The sequence below is a fragment of the Micrococcus sp. 093350064-1 genome (assembly GCF_053627955.1).
Map to the genome: position 1 here is coordinate 169191 of NZ_JBSEYU010000005.1, position 18750 is coordinate 187940.

General features: G+C 73.5%; 15 protein-coding genes. 5 read left to right on the forward strand and 10 right to left on the reverse strand.

Annotation, left to right across the window (positions count from 1 at the left end; all coding sequences use genetic code 11):
- Positions 1 to 55 precede the first annotated feature (55 nt).
- Both ACUW6W_RS07460 and mfd read left to right on the forward strand, forming a co-directional pair.
- Positions 56 to 1102, forward strand: a complete 1047-nt coding sequence (locus ACUW6W_RS07460) for a MauE/DoxX family redox-associated membrane protein (RefSeq protein ID WP_454180086.1) — start codon at positions 56 to 58, stop codon at positions 1100 to 1102.
- The gene (mfd, locus tag ACUW6W_RS07465; protein ID WP_454180087.1) at positions 1099 to 4755 is read left to right on the forward strand and encodes a transcription-repair coupling factor; all 3657 of its coding nucleotides are present in this window, start codon (positions 1099 to 1101) and stop codon (positions 4753 to 4755) included. Before ACUW6W_RS07460 ends, mfd begins: the two co-directional genes overlap by 4 nt.
- Before the next feature lie 6 nt (positions 4756 to 4761).
- Here the strand turns inward: mfd and ACUW6W_RS07470 are convergent, their stop codons facing one another.
- Both ACUW6W_RS07470 and ACUW6W_RS07475 read right to left on the reverse strand, forming a co-directional pair.
- The gene (locus ACUW6W_RS07470; RefSeq protein WP_371470017.1) at positions 4762 to 5094 is read right to left on the reverse strand and encodes a PqqD family protein; all 333 of its coding nucleotides are present in this window, start codon (positions 5092 to 5094) and stop codon (positions 4762 to 4764) included.
- Positions 5084 to 5971, reverse strand: coding sequence for a nucleotidyltransferase family protein (locus ACUW6W_RS07475; RefSeq protein ID WP_216881426.1), 888 nt, complete (start codon positions 5969 to 5971; stop codon positions 5084 to 5086). The genes ACUW6W_RS07470 and ACUW6W_RS07475 overlap by 11 nt, the downstream gene beginning before the upstream one ends.
- A gap of 312 nt (positions 5972 to 6283) precedes the next feature.
- Between ACUW6W_RS07475 and ACUW6W_RS07480 the strand changes: the two genes are divergently transcribed.
- The gene (locus ACUW6W_RS07480) at positions 6284 to 6844 is read left to right on the forward strand and encodes a hypothetical protein (protein WP_216881423.1); all 561 of its coding nucleotides are present in this window, start codon (positions 6284 to 6286) and stop codon (positions 6842 to 6844) included.
- Positions 6845 to 6953: 109 nt separating this feature from the next.
- On the opposite strand, the gene ACUW6W_RS07485 is transcribed toward ACUW6W_RS07480, so the two are convergent.
- Entirely contained in the window at positions 6954 to 8345 is a 1392-nt protein-coding gene (locus tag ACUW6W_RS07485; RefSeq protein ID WP_242934168.1) for a polysaccharide biosynthesis tyrosine autokinase, read from the reverse strand.
- 126 nt (positions 8346 to 8471) lie between these two features.
- Here ACUW6W_RS07485 and ACUW6W_RS07490 point away from each other — a divergent pair, with 126 nt between their 5' ends.
- Positions 8472 to 9806 (forward strand): O-antigen ligase family protein, encoded by a 1335-nt coding sequence (locus tag ACUW6W_RS07490; protein WP_122054093.1) that lies wholly within the window; start codon positions 8472 to 8474, stop codon positions 9804 to 9806.
- Between the two features lie 10 nt (positions 9807 to 9816).
- Here ACUW6W_RS07490 and ACUW6W_RS07495 read toward each other — a convergent pair whose 3' ends face one another.
- The 6 genes from ACUW6W_RS07495 to ACUW6W_RS07520 form a co-directional block, all read right to left on the reverse strand.
- Positions 9817 to 10755, reverse strand: a complete 939-nt coding sequence (locus ACUW6W_RS07495) for an arsenate-mycothiol transferase ArsC (RefSeq protein WP_122054095.1) — start codon at positions 10753 to 10755, stop codon at positions 9817 to 9819.
- Complete coding sequence (locus ACUW6W_RS07500; protein ID WP_078025714.1) at positions 10752 to 11819, reverse strand: acyltransferase family protein; 1068 nt, start codon at positions 11817 to 11819, stop codon at positions 10752 to 10754. Before ACUW6W_RS07500 ends, ACUW6W_RS07495 begins: the two co-directional genes overlap by 4 nt.
- Before the next feature lie 78 nt (positions 11820 to 11897).
- Positions 11898 to 12203 (reverse strand): hypothetical protein, encoded by a 306-nt coding sequence (locus tag ACUW6W_RS07505; RefSeq protein WP_036317357.1) that lies wholly within the window; start codon positions 12201 to 12203, stop codon positions 11898 to 11900.
- A 58-nt stretch (positions 12204 to 12261) separates the two neighbouring features.
- Complete coding sequence (gene deoC, locus ACUW6W_RS07510; protein WP_069941671.1) at positions 12262 to 12951, reverse strand: deoxyribose-phosphate aldolase; 690 nt, start codon at positions 12949 to 12951, stop codon at positions 12262 to 12264.
- A 20-nt stretch (positions 12952 to 12971) separates the two neighbouring features.
- A complete protein-coding gene (locus tag ACUW6W_RS07515) occupies positions 12972 to 14702 on the reverse strand; it encodes a phospho-sugar mutase (RefSeq protein ID WP_242934169.1) in 1731 nt (576 codons plus the stop codon).
- Positions 14702 to 15547, reverse strand: a complete 846-nt coding sequence (locus tag ACUW6W_RS07520; RefSeq protein ID WP_122054099.1) for a purine-nucleoside phosphorylase — start codon at positions 15545 to 15547, stop codon at positions 14702 to 14704. The genes ACUW6W_RS07515 and ACUW6W_RS07520 overlap by 1 nt, the downstream gene beginning before the upstream one ends.
- Before the next feature lie 73 nt (positions 15548 to 15620).
- Between ACUW6W_RS07520 and ACUW6W_RS07525 the strand changes: the two genes are divergently transcribed.
- Entirely contained in the window at positions 15621 to 17051 is a 1431-nt protein-coding gene (locus tag ACUW6W_RS07525; protein WP_122055008.1) for an NAD(P)H-quinone dehydrogenase, read from the forward strand.
- 116 nt (positions 17052 to 17167) lie between these two features.
- On the opposite strand, the gene ACUW6W_RS07530 is transcribed toward ACUW6W_RS07525, so the two are convergent.
- Positions 17168 to 18604 (reverse strand): MFS transporter, encoded by a 1437-nt coding sequence (locus tag ACUW6W_RS07530; protein WP_122054101.1) that lies wholly within the window; start codon positions 18602 to 18604, stop codon positions 17168 to 17170.
- Positions 18605 to 18750: the final 146 nt, after the last annotated feature.

An 18750-nucleotide genomic window follows, 5' to 3' on the forward strand; every position in this document is an offset into this window, starting at 1 on the left:
GGTGCCGGGACCGGCCGCGCGACCCCTCGTGAACCCCCTGGAAGGTGTGTCCGCCATGTCGGCACTCTGGGCCGTGGCCCTCATCATGCTCCTGAGCGGGACGGTGAAGCTCCGTTCCGGCGAGGACGTGCAGGCCACGTTCACCCGACTCAGGGTGCCCCGCCCGTTCGCGGCCCCCGCCCTGGCGCGCGCGTTCCCCTGGCTCGAGCTGCTGCTCGCCGTCGCCCTCCTGCAGCCCTTCACCCTGCTGCGTCCCGTCGTCGGCCTGGTGGCCGTGGCCCTCTTCGCCGCCTTCCTCGCGCTCGTGGTCCGGGCCCAGGACGACGGCGTCTCGTGCGGCTGCTTCGGCGAGGCCTCGGCCGCCCCGATCTCCCGCACCACCGTGGTCCGCAACGTCGTCTTCCTGGCCCTCGCCGTCCTGGCCGTGGCCGAGGGGATCGTCTCGCTGGCGGTGCACGGCGCGGGCCTGGCCTGGCAGCCGCTCACCGCCTTCGGCGCCGGGGCGTGGGCGTGGGCCCTGCTCGTGTCCGTGCTGCTCGCGACCGCCGCGTTCCTGGCCGGGCGCGAGTCCGTCCCGGCCGCACCCGACGCCGCCCCGGCGACGCCCACGCCCGAGGCCCCGGCCGCCGTCGACCCGGCCGACGGTGCCGAACCCGAACGCCACCCGTTCCCGGACGCCGTCGTGGTCGCGGACGGCGAGTACACCGGTCTGCACCGGCTGGTCGCGGACGGGGCCGTGGTGGCTCTGCGCCTGTCCACGGGGTGCGGCTCCTGCGCGCGGGTGATCGAGCGGCTGGACGAGTTCAAGGACGCGCTCGGGCCGGTCCGGCTGCGGGTCCTGATGCCCCAGCATGCCCCCGGCGCCGACGGGGCGATCCACAGCGGCGCCGTCGACGCGTCCCTCGTGCTCGCCGACCCGGCCGGCGCCGCCTCGCAGGCCCTCGGCCTGCACTCGTTCCCCACCGCGGTGCTGCTCGGCACGGACCGGCTCACCGCCGGCGGCCCGGTGGGCGGCGCCGACGACGTGCTCGCCTTCCTCGAAGAGATCCGGGAGATCATGACCACCGAACTGCCCGCCGCCACCCCGGAGGTCCGCGCATGAGCGCCCCCGAGACCACCCCCGTCCTCGCCCCGCTGCTGCCGCGCCTGCGCGCCGAACGCGCGCTCGAGGCGGCCGCCGCCTCCGCCTCCCGGCCGCTCGAGGCCCGGGGCGTCGAACTGGAGATCGGCCTGCCCGACGGAGCCCGCGCGCCCCTGTTGACCGTCCTGGCCGAGGCGCTGGCCGAGGGCCACGGCGAGCGCGCCGCCGTCCTCGTGGTCACCGCGACCACCCGCGAGGCCGAGGACCTCGTGACCGACCTCGCCGCCTGGGCCCCCGCCGGCGCCGCCGCGCTGTTCCCGTCCTGGGAGACGCTGCCCCACGAGCGCCTGTCCCCGCGCTCGGACACCGTGGGCGCGCGCCTGGCCGTGCTGCGCCGCCTCGCCCACCCCGAGGAGCACGCGGAGGGCCCGCTGCGCATCGTCGTCGCCCCGGTGCGCGCCGTGCTGCAGCCCCTCGTGGCCGGGCTCGGCGAGCTGAGCCCCGTGACCCTGCGGACGGGGGAGGAACGGGACTTCGACGGCGTGGTGGCCGCGCTCGCGGACGCCGCCTACTCGCGCGTGGACATGGTCAGCCGTCGCGGCGAGTTCGCCGTGCGCGGCGGGCTGATCGACGTGTTCCCGCCCACCGAGGACTACCCCGTGCGCATCGAGTTCTTCGGCGACGAGGTGGAGCAGATGCGCTGGTTCTCCGTGGCGGACCAGCGCTCCCTCGAGGACACCACGGAGGACGGCTCGGGCCACCCCTCCGAGCTGTACGCACCCCCGTGCCGCGAGCTGCTGATCACGGACCACGTGCGCCGGCGCGCGAAGGAGCTGATCCCGGCCATGCCCGCCGCCGCGGACATGCTGGACCGGATCGCCGAGGGCGTGGCCGTGGAGGGCATGGAGTCCCTCTCCCCGCTGCTGGCCGAGGCCATGACGTCGCTGCCCCGCATGCTGCCCGAAGGCTCGCTGACCGTCCTCGTGGAGCCCGAGCGCCTGCGCGGCCGCGCCGACGACCTGCTGGCGACCAACGAGGAGTTCCTCCAGGCCGCGTGGGCGGGCGCCGCGCAGGGAGCGGTCGCCCCGGTGGATGTGACCGGGGCGGACCAGTCCGCCGCGGGCGGCTTCCTCACGGTGGCCGAACTCCGCGCGGCCGCCCTCGAGCAGGACCAGGGGTTCTGGTCCGTCACCGCGCTGGTCTCGGACGACGAGCTGTTGCCCGACGCCGCCACCCTGCGCGCCACCCTCGGCGTCCCGCAGACCTTCTCAGGCGACATCGAGGCCATGGTCGCGCACACCCGCGTCCGGCTCGCGGAGGGGTGGCATGCCGTGGTCCTCACCGACGGCCCCGGCTCCGCCCGCCGTCTCGCCGAGCTCACCACGGAGGCCGGCCTCACGGCCTCCGTGGCGGACGGGCCCCTGCCCGCGGACCTCGCACCGGGGCGGGTCTCCATTGCGACGGCGCCCGTCGGCTCCGGCTTCACGATCCCGGACGCGCAGATCGCCCTGATCACGGAGCACGACCTCTTCGGCCGGCACCGCACCGCGGGCACACGCGCCCCCGGAGCGCGGTTGGCTCGGAAGCGGCGCAACGCCGTCGACCCGCTGACCCTGCAGCCCGGCGACCACGTGGTGCACTCCCAGCACGGCATCGCCCGCTTCGTGGAGCTGCAGCGCCGCAAGGTCACCGGCGGCCCGCGCACCGCCCCCGGCGCCGAGGAGTCCTACCGCGAGTACCTCGTGCTCGAGTACGCGCCCTCGAAGCGCGGCGCCCCCGGCGACCGGCTGTTCGTGCCCACCGACCAGCTCGACCTGATCTCCACCTACGTGGGCGGGGAGACGCCGTCGCTGTCCAAGATGGGCGGCTCGGACTGGGCGCAGACCAAGTCCAAGGCCAAGCGCGCCACCCGCGAGATTGCCGGCGAGCTCATCCGCCTGTACTCGGCCCGCATGGCCTCGCGCGGCCACGCGTTCGCCCCGGACACCCCGTGGCAGGGCGAGCTGGAGGAGGCGTTCCCGTTCATCGAGACGCCGGACCAGCTGACCACCATCGAGGACGTCAAGAAGGACATGGAGGCGGCCGTCCCCATGGACCGGCTCGTCTCCGGCGACGTCGGCTTCGGCAAGACCGAGGTGGCCGTGCGCGCCGCGTTCAAGGCGGTGCAGGACGGCAAGCAGGTGGCCGTGCTCGTCCCGACGACGCTGCTCGCCCGCCAGCACCACCAGACGTTCTCCGACCGGTTCGCCGGCTTCCCCGTCAAGGTGGCCGCGCTCTCCCGGTTCCAGACCGCCAAGGAGTCCAAGGAGGTCGTCGAGGGGCTCGCGCACGGCGAGGTGGACGTGGTGATCGGCACCCACCGGCTGCTCTCCGACCAGGTGCAGTTCAAGGACCTGGGCCTGGTGATCGTGGACGAGGAGCAGCGTTTCGGCGTCGAGCACAAGGAGGCGCTGAAGAAGATGCGCACCAACGTGGACGTGCTCGCCATGTCCGCCACGCCCATCCCGCGCACCCTCGAGATGTCCCTCACCGGCATCCGTGAGACCTCCACCCTGGCCACCGCCCCGGAGGAGCGCCACCCCGTGCTCACCTCGGTGGGCCCGTACTCGGACCAGCAGGTCACCGCGGCCATCCGCCGCGAGCTGATGCGCGAGGGCCAGGTGTTCTACGTGCACAACCGCGTCACCACCATCGACAAGGTGGCCAAGCGCATCGCCGAGCTGGTGCCGGAGGCGCGGATCGCCGTCGCCCACGGCAAGATGAGCGAGGCCCGGCTCGAGCAGATCATGGTGGACTTCTGGGAGCGGAAGTTCGACGTGCTCGTCTCCACCACGATCATCGAGACCGGCCTGGACATCGCCAACGCCAACACCCTGATCGTGGAGGACGCCCACCGCTACGGCCTCTCGCAGCTGCACCAGCTGCGCGGCCGCGTGGGCCGTGGCCGCGAGCGGGCGTACGCGTACTTCCTGTACGACCCGCAGAAGCCCCTGGGCGAGGTGGCCCTCGAACGCCTCAAGGCCGTGGCCACCCACAACGAGCTCGGCGCGGGCATGCAGCTGGCCATGAAGGACCTCGAGATCCGCGGCGCCGGCAACCTGCTGGGTGGGGAGCAGTCCGGCCACATCGCCGGCGTGGGCTTCGACCTGTATCTGCGGATGGTGGGCGAGGCCGTGGCCGACTTCAAGGGCGAGGAGGACACCGCGCCCGCCGAGGTGAAGGTGGAGCTGCCGGTCAACGCCCACCTGCCGCACGACTACGTGCCGGGGGAGCGGCTGCGCCTGGAGATGTACCGCAACCTCGCCCAGGCCGCGGACGACGCCGCCGTGGACGCCGTGGTGGAGGAGCTCAAGGACCGGTACGGCCCGCTGCCGGAGCCGGTGGAGGCGCTCGTCGCCGTCGCCCGGTTCCGCAACCGGGCGCGGGCCGCGGGCGTCACCGAGGTCATGCTGCTGGGGCAGAACGTGAAGTTCGGCCCCGCCGCGGACCTGCCGGAGTCCCGTCAGATGCGCCTGACCCGCATGTACAAGGGCGCCCAGGTCAAGCCGGCCCTGAACGGCGTCCTCATCCCGCGTCCCAAGACCAAGCCGGTCATGGGTCAGGATCTCGTGGACGTCCCGCTGCTCGAGTGGGCGCAGCAGGTGGTCGACGCGATCTTCGCGCCGGAGGGCTGAGCCGGGTCAGGCCGTCTGCACGCGGACGAGGACGCCGTGCACCTCGAGCATCTCGAGGAAGGCGTGGACGTCGGACGCGACGTCGGCGGGGGCGAGGCCGAACGCCTCCGCCACCTGGACCGTGACGTCCGTCGTCGACAGCGGCACCGGCGGATCCGCGATCAGGTCGTCCTCCGGGGTGCGGCCTCCCACGAGGACGTCCCAGATCACGTCGCCCGAGGCGCCCAACAGCAGCGGCTGACCGGCCTCCAGCGTCATGACGGCGGCCTGGCCGCCGGCGGTGCGGGCCCACGCGATGTCGGGGGCGAGCGCCCAGCCCTCGGTGGTCTCAACGGTCACGGCGCACCGCCTTCGTCCAGGCCCAGCCGGCGAGTGCGCCGAGCCGGGCGCGCTGCTCGCGCCACAGGTCTGCGCGGGTGACGGGTCGGCCCAGGCGCATCTGCAGATGGGGGCGGTTCACCGGGATCGTGCGGGCCACGAGGACGGCCCGCTCCCGCACCGTGGCGGCCGACCGCCACCGGGTGCGGAACAGCTCAAGACCGCTCTGGCTCTCGTGCAGCGCCGCGAAGAGGGTCAGCTGCCGGGAGTCGACGCCGTCGGCGGCCTCGCCCGTGGCGACGTGCCAGGCCGCACCCGCGTCCAGCCGGTGGGCTTCTTCGCGCAGGGCGGCCCAGCTCTCGGCGGGGAGGGACTCCCGGATGTGCCGGACGTCGAGGCCACCGCGGAACGGGTCGCGGGCCGCGTGGACGATCACGACGAGCCGCTGATGGCGCGGGCTCGGCACCGGAACGGACCGGCCGGCGATCACGAGGTGGATGTGCTCGCTCCACAGGGCGTCGAAGGTTGCCTCGGGGGACGCGCCGAGGCCGGGGAAGAGCCGATGCACGTCCACATACCCCAGCTGGTCATGCCAGAGCGTGGCCGCGTGCTGGAAGATCGACCCCTCAGAGAAGGTGGCGACCGGTTCCCAGCCGTGAGAGCGCAGGAGCGCGGTGACGGCGGCGGCATCGGCCGGATGGACCAGCAGGTCCACGTCCGAACTGCGGCGGTGCTCGGGGTAGACGCCGGGCTCGGTGGCGTAGCCCTTGAGATGCAGGCCGCGGATGCCGGCCCGGTCCAGCACATGCGTGATGCGGGCGTGAGCGAGGCGGATGCGGACCTCGAGGTCCAGGGACGGCGGGGCGGCCGGTCGCTGTCCCGTCGCATGTTCCCCCATGGCCGCGAGCTTAGTCGACCGAAAGAAGGCTCTGCTGTCGACTGTGCTTGATACGTTGTTGGGCGAGGTTGAACTTCGGGTGAATTCATGGATCGGTGGCACGAGTTCCGCATGGTCCCGGGAGTCATGTCGCGGCGCGCCCGCCAGGAATGTGCGAGAGGGCTGGCGATAAGCTGTGCACCACGTTTAGAATCAGCTGAAGAGTTCCACAGCCGATGCTCACTGAGTATGCCGCGGTGCTCCGTCCACTCGCGTGACCCGTGACCCGTTCGGCCGCGAAAGCCACACCTCGACTCGAAACGAGTGAAGCCCATGCAGAAGAACACCTCCACCCTCTCCCGCCGTAAGGTGACCGCCGGCATCGCCTGGTCGGTTCCCGCCGTCGCCGCCGTCGCCGCCGCCCCGTTCGCCGCCGCCTCCCCGACCGGCTGCGTCGAGGTGACTACGGGCACCGCCGAGAAGTTCCCGGGCGGCGGCCACCCCGATGGCATCAAGCAGGCCTACGGCTTTGACATCATCATCACCAACACGTCACCCACCGCCGTGTACGTCAACCCGGGCACGGTGACCGTGGAGTTCAAGGGCCACCCCACCCGGAGCGGCGAGGCGCTTCTCTACACCGCCAGCCCGTGCGAGGGAGGCACGCGACTGGCCGCGATGGACCCCGAGCTGCTCCTGCAGCCGGGCGAGTCCGAGACCTACTACTACGTGGTGAACCAGACCGGCAACTCGGCCCAGGAGTCCGGCTGCGTCAAGGGCAAGCTGCAGCTGGCCCTGCCGAAGGGCGCTCCCGAGGGGGCGGATCTCTGCAACGACGGCGTCGTCGATTTCAGCAACTGCTTCGACACCACCCCGCCCACGGCGGGCTGCTGATCGTCGGAGCACCACCGCGAAGGGCCCCGCCTCCTCAGAGGCGGGGCCCTTCTGCATCCCCGGGCCCGCGCCGTCGATGCGACGACCCGGCCCTGCCGGCCGGGCGCGGTCAGCGTCGCGACGCGTCGCCCGCGGTCCCGGCCGCGGCCTCGGCGGCGTCCCGGGGCGCCTGGTAGTAGGCGTCGTAGCTGCCGCCGTCCGCGCCGTAGCCCCCGCCGTAGTAGTCCGAGCCCACGCCGGAGGCCGGGGTGCCGTTGAGCACGACGCCGAGCACCCGGGCGTTGACGCCCGCGAGCATGTCCCGGGCCACCTCGAGGTGCTCCTTGCGGGTCTTGCCGTGGCGGATCACCAGGACGGTGCCGTCCACCGCCGTGGCGAGCAGGGTGGAGTCCGTGACGGGCAGCACGGGCGGGGCGTCCACGAGCACCATGTGCGTCTCGGCGAGGGCGGTGAGCAGGTCCCTCATCCGCTCGGAGCCGAGCTGTTCGGACGGGTTCGGGGGAGTGCGGCCGGCAGGCAGGAGGAGCAGCCCGTCCTCGCCCACGGGGATCAGCACGTCCTGGAGGGCGACGTCCCCGTTGAGGACCTCGGACAGGCCCACACGGCCGTCGACGCCGAACTGCAGGGCCTGGCGCGGGCGACGCAGATCGGCGTCGATGAGGATCACCGGCTGGCCGGCGGCCGCCACGGTCAGGGCCAGGCTGCCGATCACGGTCGACTTGCCCTCGCCGGGGTTCGAGCTGGTGAACGCGATGGTGCGGGGCGGATCGTCCACCGCAGCGAACCGCAGATTGGTGCGCAGCTGGCGCACCGCCTCCGACGCGCGGGGGGAGAGGGGCGCCATCGGCGCCGTGCGTTCCGCCTTCATGCTGGGATCCAGGGGGATAACGCCGAGCAGGCCCGCCCCGCCCGCCACCTGGGCGTCCGTCGTCGTCCGCACGTTGACGTCCAGCAGCCGCCGCAGGAACGCGACGATCAGGCCGAGGACGAGGCCTGCGCCCAGGCCGTACAGCAGGTGGCGGACGCGGTCCGGGCTCGAGGGCGCGGCCGGCGCGAGGGCGTCCTCCATGGCCGTGACCTTGACGTTGGACGTCGGATCGAGCTCGTTCGCCACGTCGGCGGTCGCCACGAGCGCCCCGTTGGCCAGCGCGGCGGCCTGCTGCGCATCGGGGGCCACGGCGGACACCGTGATGAGGTTGGAGTTCGGCACCAGGGCGGCGCTCAAGGTCGCGCCGGCGGTGTCCAGGCCCTCGGCGGCGATCCGCTCGCGGACCGTGCGGCTGTTGATCAGCGGGATGTAGGACTGGGCGCGGGTCTGGGCGGTCTCGGTGCCGGAGATGCTCGCCTCCCCCTCCACCGTGACGAACGCGGTCGAGGTGGCGGTGTACAGCGTGGGCTGCAGCAGCGAGTAGAGGAGGCCCAGCGCCAGGCCGAGGGCGGCGCACCCCAGGATCACCAGGCGGTTCGCACGCAGCACACGAAGGAAATCGATGATGTTCATGGGGTCCCAGGATCGGAGGGCAGCGACTCAGGTCACTCTAACAAGCGGGACAGCCCATTCCTTCGCACTCGTCTACGCTGAGCGTGGGGCGGAGACGCGCCCCGGCAGGGCGACGGAGGAGCGGTCATGACGGTGGGGCACGGCGCGCACGGACCGCGGCACTCCGACCCCCGCTACGTGGCCCTGCAGACGGAACGGGAGAAGCACGCCCGCGCCGCCGCCCGCGGCACGTCCGTGTGGTCGGCCGACCAGGACGCCGCCGTCCCGCGCGAGCCCCTGCGCATCCCCGAACTGCTGCTCGGGGCCCTGCTGGCCATGGAGGCGTTCAGCGTCCCCCTCGGCCCCGTGGCGCTCCCGCTGAACGAGGCGGGCATGCTCCTGCTGCTGGCCCTGGCGCTGTGCCGACGGTCCCGCCGCGATGTCTCCGCCCTCGGGCTGACCGCCGTGCTCGCCGCCGCCGTGCTGCTGTTCCTCGCGATCGTCTCCGTGTCCCAGGGCATCCCGGACCTGGAATGGCTGCGCCGGTGGGTGCGGATGGCGGCCCTCGTCGGGCTCGTCGGCTGCATCGCCGGCGGCCGGCTCAGCCTGCGCTCGCTCGCCGTCGGGCTCGGCGCCGCCATGGCCCTGAACGTGCCCCTCTTCTACGCCGGCCTCGTCCCCGCGCCCTACGGCAGTTTCCTGACCGGCATCCTCGCGGACAAGAACGTGGCGGGCCTCTACTACGCGGCCATGCCGGTCCTGGCGCTCGCCCTGGTGCGGACGCGGCGGTGGAAGCTGATCCTGCTCGTCGCCGCCGCGGTGTGCGTCGTCCTCACGGGCTCCCGCACCTCCATGGCGGGCTTCGCCTGCGCCGTCCTGTGGCTCTGGCTGACGCCGCGGATGGGGGCGGGTCTGCGCCTGGTCCTGCTGGCGGTCCTCGCCTGGGCGGTCGCGTTCGCCGAGGAGAACCTGGCCCGCATCGCCTTCTTCGCGGACCGCACCGGCACGGACTGGCTGCGCTCGAACATCCAGGCCGAGACGGCCGTGCGCGTCGCGGAGACGCCGTGGTACGGCCGGGGCCTCACCACGGCGTACGTGGACTTCGGCGGTGCCACGTGGCACTACCACAACTCCTACGCGGGCCTCTACACCGAGGGCGGTGTCGTGCTCCTCCTCGCCGTCCTCGGCGCCTACGCGTTCTTCGGGCTGCGCCTGTTCAGCGCCCGGCTGCGCACCCCCTCGCGCGTGGCGGTGGAGGCGGCGGCCGTCGTCGTGTTCGTCTCCGCGACGCAGCTGGGCGAGGTGTTCATCACGATCCCGAGCATGCTCGTCGTCGCCGCCGGCGTGACCCTCTGGCTCGACGAGCGGGACGCCCCGCTCGAGAGCGAGGTGCTCGAGCGGCGCCGTCGTCGGGTCCTGGCCGCGGCGCGCCGGGGGCAGCACGCCCCGTCCTCCGGCGGGCACGCCGTCCCCGATCTCTGACGCCGGCCGGTCAGGCGCCCGTCGGCTCCTCCTCCACGAGGTCCCCGTCGAGGGCCCGGGCGATCTCCCACGCCAGCAGCTCGACGATCGGCTGCGCGGTCTGCGCCATGGCGGCGTAGCCCTCGGCGGGGCCGCGGAACGGGTCCGGCAGATCCGCGTCCGGTCGCTCCCCCTGGGCGATCAGGCGGGAGCGCAGCTCCGCCAGCGCCGTGACGAGCGCGGTGACGCCCGCGCCCGGAGGGACCGCCGCGGCGAGCTCCTCGCCGTGGTCGCGCAGGAGGGTGCCCATGCCGAGGATCGTGAAGGTCCGGCGCACCGCCGCGGGGTCCTCACGCAGCACCTCGTCCAGGTGGTCGTCCGTCGCGGTCAGGACGAGGTCCTGGTCCGCCAGCGAACGCCCGGTCAGCTGCTGCGGTCGATGCTGCGTCAACGCGGCGCGGACTCGGCGGCTCGGCGCGAGGTCGAGCAGCGGGCCGGGGACGGTCAGCGCCTGGTTCGGTTCCGTGCCCGCGCTCGTGACCACCGCGCGGCCCCGGTCGCCGAGCAGGGCGTTGAGCTGCGCCTGCAGCGCGTACTCCACGTAGGCGGAGCGGCAGATGTTGCCCGTGCATACGACGAGGACGCGGGCGCTCGGCAGGGGGCCGGGGACACGGCCGGCCGGTGAGGCAGGCGAGGCTGGCTCAGCGGCCCTGACGGGCGCGGGAGCCACCGTGCGCTCGGTCGGCGTCGCACGCTGCCGCGGCGTGGCGGGGTCGGCCGGGTGGGGGCGGAATGCCGGGCCGAGCCGGAACTCGGCGAGGCGATCCTCCCGCGCCGTGGAGGCCGCCGGGGCGTCGGCGTCGCCGCCGTCACCCGCCGGGTGGCCGCCGTCGCGGGCCGGCACCTCGGGCTCCTCCGGCGTCGGCGGCAGGAACGGATTGCGGATCGGGGGGCGATGATCCCTGCTCATGGGTGTGTCCTCTCCGAGGCGGTCGTGACGCGCGGCAGCGCGGACGTGACGGGGTGCGGGGGCTCCACGTGTCGCAGGCGGTGCACCGGGTGCCAGCGGCGGCGCGCCCCCGTGAACGGCTTGGACAGGGGGGTGGCGAGCAGGGCGAGGCCTGCCAGCCAGCTGAGGGCGAGCGCGAGGGCGAACTTGGCGGCGTTGTCCTCCACGCCGTGGCGCGTGACCCACATCAGCACCCAGCCGTGCAGCAGCACCACCACCGTGCCCGTCCGGACCAGGGCGGTGATGGCGCGGCGCAGGGCCTGACCCGTCCCGGTGCGTCGGGCGAAGGAGCGCAGCAGCCTCTCCACCGTGGAACCGAACACGAGCACCATCCCCGCGGACATCAGGACGCCCACGGCGGGGGTGAGCACCGGCGTGCCGAAGCCGCCGAACTTGATGTTGGGCGGCTCCAGGCCCAGCCGGACCGCGACCATCCCGAGCAGCACCAGGCCGACGCCGATGAGCGTCCGGTGGCGCCGCACGTGCGGCTGGACGCGGCGGCGGAACATCTCCCCGCTGAGGACGAACAACAGGCACGGCAGGGCCAGCCCGACGCCCAGCGGCGTGCGGGCGATCGCGGAGTCCGGCACGAGGTGGGCCCACGCCAGCCCGGCCAGGCCCACGGCCCAGGCGACGGCGGACGGGAAGCGCTCGAGGAATCGGCGCAGCACCGTGGTGAAGAACAGGACGGAGATGAACCAGAACGCCCACCACGGGGGCTCCTGGTCCGCGCCCCCGTACCAGCCGGTGATCATCAGGCGCCGCAGGAGGTCGGGGTCGTCGGCGAACCACGCGAATGCGGCCACGGACATGAGCGCCGCCCACACCAGGTACGGCACCATCAGGCTCCGGAAGCGGCCCCACACGTCCGTGGCCCAGGGGCGGCCGCGCGTCCAGAAGTAGCCGGTGAGGAAGAAGAACAGCGGCATCCGCCAGATCTCCAGGTACCGGCTGAAGGTGAGGTCCGTCAGGTATGCGTGACCCAGCACCACCGCCGCGATGGAGACAAGCCGAAGGGCGTCCACCCCCGTGTTGCGGGTGGACGCCCTTCGGCGCGCGGCGGCCGGACGACCGGTGTCAGCGATCCTCGGCTCCGGGACGGCTCAGCGGTGCGCGGCGCCGGTCTCGACGGCGTGGGCGCCGGAGGCGGCGTGCTCGACGACGGGACGGGTGTGGATGGCGGTGGTGTCCACGGTGTCGCTGCGGCCCAGGAACGCCTTGGGGATCATGAAGGCCACAGTGGCCAGGGCCAGCGCGATCAGGCCGGGGATCCAGACCGACTCGAGCGACCAGAAGCCCATGGCGTAGAGGCAGCCGAGGAACGCGCCGAAGGCGACGATGAAGGCGATCAGGGAACCCCAGACGCCGCCCACGTTGGAGTGGTCGATGGCCTTGCCGTTGCGGATCACGTGATGCTCCTTCGGTGCGGTCCCGGCCGGGGCGGACGCCCGGCCGAAGTGATGCGAGTCAGTCGGATCCCAGGATAGCAAGCGCGGAACTGGCCCCGATCCGGGTGGCGCCGGCCTCGATCATCGCCAGGGCGTCCTCGCGGGTGCGCACCCCGCCGGAGGCCTTCACTCCGATGTCCTCGCCCACGGTGCGGCGCATCAGCGCGACGTGCTCGACGGTGGCGCCCGCGGTGGAGAAGCCCGTGGAGGTCTTCACGAAGTCCGCCCCGGCCTCGACCGCGGCCTCGCAGGCCAGGACGATCGCGTCGTCGTCCAGGAGGGCGGTCTCCACGATCACCTTGAGCAACGCCCCGCCATCGCCCGCGGGGCCGTCCGCGTGGGCGGCCTCGGCCACGGCGCGGACGTCCGCGACGAGCCGGGCGCGGTCCCCGGCGCGGGCCGCGGCGATGTCGAGGACCATGTCCACCTCGTCCGCGCCGGCGTCGATCGCCTGCCGGGCCTCGAAGGCCTTGACCTCCGAGGTGTTGGCGCCGAGGGGGAAGCCGATCACGGTGCAGGTCAGCACGTCCGAGTCCGCGAGCTCGGCGGCCACCAGCGGCACCCACACGGGGTTGATGCAGACGCTCTTGACCCCGGCCTCGCGGGACTCGGCCACGAGGCGGCGCACGTCCGCCTCCGAGGTGTCGGCCTTCAGGGCGGTCGCGTCGATGTACTTCGCCAGCTCGGCGGTGGTGAGGGAGACGGTCATGCCCACCAGCCTACCGAGGCTCAGCCGCCCACGAGGGCCGTCACCTCGGCCCGCAGCGCCTCGAGCCGCTCGGCGGCCGCGGCCGGGTCGGCGTCCCGGGTGCCGAGGTAGCACTTGAGCTTGGGCTCGGTGCCGGAGGGGCGCACGAGGACGCGGGTGCCGGAGTCGGTGGCGAACAGCAGCGCGTCCGTGGGCGGCAGCCCGTCCCCGCCGGCGGCCAGGTCCCGGCGCACGGTGACCGGCTCGCCCGCGAGCGTGGCCGGCGCCTGCTGACGCAGGGCCGTCATGGTGCGGGCGATCAGGGACAGGTCCGCCACGCGGACCGAGACCTGGGCGCTGGGCATGGCGCCGGTGACCGCGTCGACGTCGGCCAGGGCGTCCATCAGGCCGCGTCCCTGCGCCGTGAGGGCGGCGGCCAGCTCCGCGGCCATGAGGGCGGCCGTGATGCCGTCCTTGTCCCGCACCATGTCCGGGTCCACGCAGTAGCCGAGGGCCTCCTCGTAGCCGAAGCCGAGGTCCGGGGCGCGGGAGATCCACTTGAAGCCGGTCAGCGTGACGTGGTGCCTCACCCCGTTCGCCTCCGCCAGGGCGGCCAGCTGCGGGGAGGAGACCACGGAGTTCGCGGCGCTGCGGCCGGCCGCGTGCAGGGCCGGCATCGCGTGCGCGCCCAGCAGCGTCCCGACGGCGTCGCCCGAGAGCATCCGCCACGTGCGGACGCCGTGCGCGTCGGTGACGGGCGCGGCCAGGGCCAGGCGGTCGGCGTCGGGGTCGTTGGCGATCACCAGGTCCGCGTCCACCTCGGCGGCCAGGGCGAGGGCGAGGTCCATCGCCCCCGGCTCCTCCGGGTTGGGGAACGCGACCGTGGGGAAGGCCGGGTCCGGGGCGGCCTGCTCGGCCACCACGTGGACGGGGCCGAAGCCGGCGTCCTCGAGCAGGCCCGGGACCACGGCGCCGCCCACCCCGTGCAGGGGCGTGTAGACCACGCGCAGGTCGCGGTGGCCGTGCCGGTCGTCGTCGAGCACGCCGAGGGCCGCCGCGCGGTAGGCCTCCAGCAGGTCCGGCCCGGCCACGGTCCAGCCGTCGTCGGCGAGCGGGATGTCCGCGGTCCACGCCGCGTGGTCGATGCGGGCGGCGATCTCCGCGTCCGCGGGGGAGACGATCTGCGCCCCGCGACCCGCCTCGTCCGTGAGCCGCCCGCCGAGGTAGACCTTGTAGCCGTTGTCCGCGGGCGGGTTGTGGCTGGCGGTGACCATCACGCCCGCGTCCGCGCTGAGATGGCGCACCGCGAAGGCGAGGACCGGCGTCGGCAGCGCCTCTGGCAGCAGGACGGTCTGCACGCCCGCGGCCGTCAGGACGGCGGCCGTGTCCGCGGCGAAGGCGGCCGAACCGCGCCGCGCGTCGTACCCGACGACGGCCAGCGGCGGGGCTGCGTCCCGTCCGACGCCGTCCCACAGGTGGGCGGCCAGACCCGCCGCGGTGCGGCGCACCACGAGCCGGTTCATGCGGGACTCGCCCGGGCCCTCCTCGGCGCGCAGGCCGGCGGTGCCGAAGGCGAGCGGCCCGGCGAAGCGGGCGGCGAGCGCCGCCCGGGCGGCCGCGGCCTCCGGGCCGACGCCGGCGGCCGCGTCGAGCTCGGCGCGCAGGGTGTCCCGGTGCGCGGGGTCGGGGTCCTCCGCCGCCCACCGCTCAGCCCGGGCGAGGACGTCCTCCGGGAGCGCGGCGACGTCGTCGTGCGGGGGATGCGCGGGCATCAGAGCCGCCCCACGATGTCCGCGAGCAGGCGCGCGATGCGCGGGCCGGCGGCCTGGCCGGCCTCGACGACCTCGGCGTGGGACAGCGGCGTCTCCGAGATGCCGGCGCCGAGGTTGGTCACCAGCGAGATGCCGAACACCTCCAGCCCGGCGTGACGGGCCGCGATCGCGTCCAGTGCCGTGGACATGCCGACGAGGTCGCCGCCGAGGGTGCGCGCCATCCGCACCTCGGCGGGGGTCTCGTACTGCGGGCCGGCGAACTGGACGTACACGCCCTCGCGCAGGGACGGGTCCACCTCACGGGCGATCGCGCGCAGCCGCGGCGAGTAGAGGTCGGTGAGGTCCACGAACGTGGCGCCGGCGAGCGGGGTGGCGCCGGTGAGGTTGATGTGGTCCGCGATCAGGACGGGGGTGCCCGGGGCGATCTCCGGGTCCAGCCCGCCACAGCCGTTGGTCAGCACCACGGTGCGCGCCCCGGCGGCGGCGGCGGTGCGGACGGTGTGCGCCACGGCCTGGGCGTCGCGGGACTCGTAGAAGTGCGTGCGCGAGCCGAAGACGAGGGCGTGCGTGCCGTCCGGCAGCCGGACCGAGCGGATCACCGCGTTGTGGCCGGGCACCTTCGGGGCGTGGAAGCCGGGCACCTCGGCCAGCGGCACGGCGGCGACCTCCTCGCCGATCAGGCCGGCGGCCTCGCCCCAGCCGGAGCCGAGGACGACGGCGACGCGGTGCTCCGCCACGCCCGTCGCCCGGGCGATGGTGTCGGCGGCCGCGCGGGCCTCGGCGAAGCCCGGATGGTCGCCGGTCAAGGGGGAGTCGGGGGAGGGGATGCTGGTCTGGTCGGTCACGTCGTGGAGTCTAGGCGGTGTCCCGTGAGCGCGGGCTAGGACTTTCCCGTCCGCGGCGGACACAATGGAGCCCGTGACCGAGGAAAACAGCACCTTCATCCCGTCCCTGACCATCATCGGCGGCGGCCCCGGCGGCTACGAGGCCGCCATGGTGGCCGCGAAGCTGGGCGCCCGCGTGACCCTGGTCGAGCGCCAGGGGGTGGGCGGCGCGGCCGTCCTCACGGACGTGGTCCCCTCCAAGACGCTGATCGCCGCCGCCGACTCGATGCGCCGCGTGGGCGCCTCCGTGGACCTGGGGGTGGACCTCGGCGGGGCCGAGGCCCACGCGGACATGGGCCGGGTCGGCCACCGCATCCTGAACCTGGCCCACGAGCAGTCCTCGGACATCCGCGCGGGCCTCGAGCGGGTCGGCGTCCGGGTGATCGACGGCGTGGGCCGCGTCGTCGGCCCCCACGAGGTGTCCGTCCGCGCCCTCGACGACGCCGACGCCGGCGCCGAGCCCGAGATCATCACCTCGGACGCGATCCTCGTGGCCGTCGGCGCGAGCCCCCGCGAGCTGCCGACCGCCGTCCCGGACGGCGAGCGGATCTTCAACTGGAAGCAGGTCTACAACCTCAAGGAGCTGCCCGAGCACCTGATCGTCGTGGGCTCCGGCGTCACCGGCGCCGAGTTCGCCTCGGCCTACAACCGCCTCGGCGCCAAGGTCACCCTCGTCTCCTCGCGCGACCGCGTGCTCCCCGGCGAGGACGCCGACGCTGCCGAGCTGCTCGAGAAGGTCTTCGAGGGCAACGGCCTCAGGGTGGTCTCCCGTTCCCGGGCCGAGTCCGTCGAGCGGACCGAGACCGGCGTGCGCGTGCACCTCTCCGGCGAGGGGGCCGAGGACACCCCGTCGATCGAGGGCTCCCACGCGTTGGTGGCCGTCGGCGGCGTGCCGAACACGGCGGGCCTCGGCCTCGACGACGTGGGCGTGAAGCTGTCCGGCTCCGGCCACGTGCTCGTGGACGGCGTCTCCCGCACGTCCGTGCCGAGCATCTACGCGGCGGGCGACTGCACGGGCACGCTCGCCCTCGCCTCGGTGGCGGCCATGCAGGGGCGCATCGCCGTCGCCCACCTGCTCGGCGACGCCCTCAAGCCGCTGCGCCCGCACCTGCTGGCCTCGAACATCTTCACCTCGCCGGAGATCGCCACCGTGGGCGTCACGCAGGCGCAGGTGGACTCCGGCCAGTACCAGGCGGACGTGCTGCGCCTGGACTTCCACACCAACCCCCGCGCCAAGATGTCCGGCGCGGAGGAGGGGTTCGTGAAGATCTTCGCGCGCCAGGGCTCCGGCACCGTGATCGGCGGTGTGGTGGTCTCGCCGCGCGCCTCCGAGCTGATCTACGCGCTCGCGCTCGCGGTCACGCACAAGCTGCACGTGGACGACCTCGCGGACACCTTCACCGTGTACCCGTCCATGTCCGGGTCGATCGCGGAGGCGGCGCGACGCCTGCACGTGCGCATCTGACCCAGAGACGACTTTCGGTCGTGAGATAGGCCCTATCTCACGACCGAAAGCGTCCATTCCCCCGATGTCACGTTCGACAGTGCGGGCGGGGGCCCCGGGCGGGGAACCGGGCGGGGTCAGCGCGCGGCGCGACGCTCGCGGGCCGAGGTGACGGTGTCGAGGTCCGTGTGGCGGGTCTCGGGGGAGAGGGCCAGCGCGATGACGGTGATCGCCGAGGCGGCGGCCAGGTAGTAGCCGACGTAGGCGACATCGAACTTCTGCACCAGCCAGGCGGCGATAAACGGGGTCAGCGCGGCGCCGAGGATCGAGGACACGTTGTAGGCGATGCCGGAGCCGGTGTAGCGCGTGTTCGTGGGGAACAGCTCGGGCAGCACCGCGGACATCGGCCCGAAGGTCAGGCCCATGAGCGTCATGCCCGTGGCCAGGAACGCCAGCATCAGCGGCACGTTCAGCTCCGCGCCCACGCCCATGTTCTCCGGCGAGAGCCACAGGCCGAACGAGAGGCCGAACAGCACCATGAGCACCGAGATCACGATCAGGGTGGGGCGGCGGCCGAAGCGGTCCGCCAGCAGGCCGGAGACCGGCACGAACGCCGCGAAGAACAGGATGCCGACCAGCTGCAGCACGAGGAACTCGGCGTAGGGGACACCCAGGAAGCCGTTGGCCGGCTTGCCGATCGCGTAGGACAGGATCCACGTGGTCATCAGGTAGAAGAGCACGTAGGTGGCGTACATGACGAAGGTGCCCAGGATCAGCTCCCACCAGTTGCGGCGGAAGACCTCGCCCAGCGGCGCCTTCACACGCTGGTCGCGGTCGAGGGCGCGCTGGAAGACCGGGGTCTCCTCGAGCTTGACGCGGACGTAGAGGCCCACGGCCACCATCACGATCGAGAGCAGGAACGGCACGCGCCACACCCACGTGAGGAACGGGCCGTCGAGCACCGGGTTCGTGGAGTCGTGGTCGAAGCCGAGCACGAGCGCGAGGAACAGGCCGTTGGCCAGCAGGAAGCCGATCGGCGCGCCGAGCTGCGGCCACATGGCCGCCTGCGCGCGCTTGCCGTCCTTGGCGTACTCGGTGGCCAGCAGGGCGGCGCCGGACCACTCGCCGCCGAGCCCCAGACCCTGGAAGAAGCGCAGCAGCGTCAGCATGGCCGGCGCCCACAGGCCGATCTGGAAGTACGTGGGCAGCAGGCCGATGAGGAACGTCGCGATGCCCATGGTCAGCAGCGAGCCGATGAGCGTGGTCTTGCGGCCCACGCGATCGCCCAGGTGGCCGAAGACGACGGCGCCCAGCGGCCGGGCGATGAACGCCGCGCCGAAGGTGGCCATGGAGGCCAGCAGGGCCGTGTTGTCGTCGCCGCCCGCGAAGAAGATCAGCGGGAACACCGAGACGGCGGCCGTGGCGTAGATGTAGAAGTCGTAGAACTCGATCGAGGTGCCCACGAGGGAGGCGATGATGACCCGCGAGCGGGGCACCTCCTCCGCGGTGGCGACCGCGTCCGACGTGAGATCGGTGGGGGCGCCCGGGTTCACGGGCGGGGTGGAGTGGGACATGGTGTCTCCCTGGTATGACGGGCACAGGGGGTCGCGAGCGACCACGATGTGAGACGAAGATGCGTGTCAGGTTAAGCCTCGTCGCGCCGATCTGCGAGAGTCACATCCTCGTCGTCCACCATGTGGAACCAGTCCGCGACGCCGGC

What these genes read in the sequence shown, in the direction of transcription:
- ACUW6W_RS07485 (WP_242934168.1), bottom strand. Translation starts at nt 8,345, where the DNA reads ATGAACATCATCGATTTCCTTCGTGTGCTGCGTGCGAACCGCCTGGTG.
- ACUW6W_RS07475 (WP_216881426.1), bottom strand. Translation starts at nt 5,971, where the DNA reads ATGGGGGAACATGCGACGGGACAGCGACCGGCCGCCCCGCCGTCCCTG.
- ACUW6W_RS07460 (WP_454180086.1), top strand. Translation starts at nt 56, where the DNA reads ATGTCGGCACTCTGGGCCGTGGCCCTCATCATGCTCCTGAGCGGGACG.
- deoC (WP_069941671.1), bottom strand. Translation starts at nt 12,951, where the DNA reads ATGACCGTCTCCCTCACCACCGCCGAGCTGGCGAAGTACATCGACGCG.
- ACUW6W_RS07480 (WP_216881423.1), top strand. Translation starts at nt 6,284, where the DNA reads ATGCAGAAGAACACCTCCACCCTCTCCCGCCGTAAGGTGACCGCCGGC.
- mfd (WP_454180087.1), top strand. Translation starts at nt 1,099, where the DNA reads ATGAGCGCCCCCGAGACCACCCCCGTCCTCGCCCCGCTGCTGCCGCGC.
- ACUW6W_RS07530 (WP_122054101.1), bottom strand. Translation starts at nt 18,604, where the DNA reads ATGTCCCACTCCACCCCGCCCGTGAACCCGGGCGCCCCCACCGATCTC.
- ACUW6W_RS07515 (WP_242934169.1), bottom strand. Translation starts at nt 14,702, where the DNA reads ATGCCCGCGCATCCCCCGCACGACGACGTCGCCGCGCTCCCGGAGGAC.
- ACUW6W_RS07490 (WP_122054093.1), top strand. Translation starts at nt 8,472, where the DNA reads ATGACGGTGGGGCACGGCGCGCACGGACCGCGGCACTCCGACCCCCGC.
- ACUW6W_RS07495 (WP_122054095.1), bottom strand. Translation starts at nt 10,755, where the DNA reads ATGAGCAGGGATCATCGCCCCCCGATCCGCAATCCGTTCCTGCCGCCG.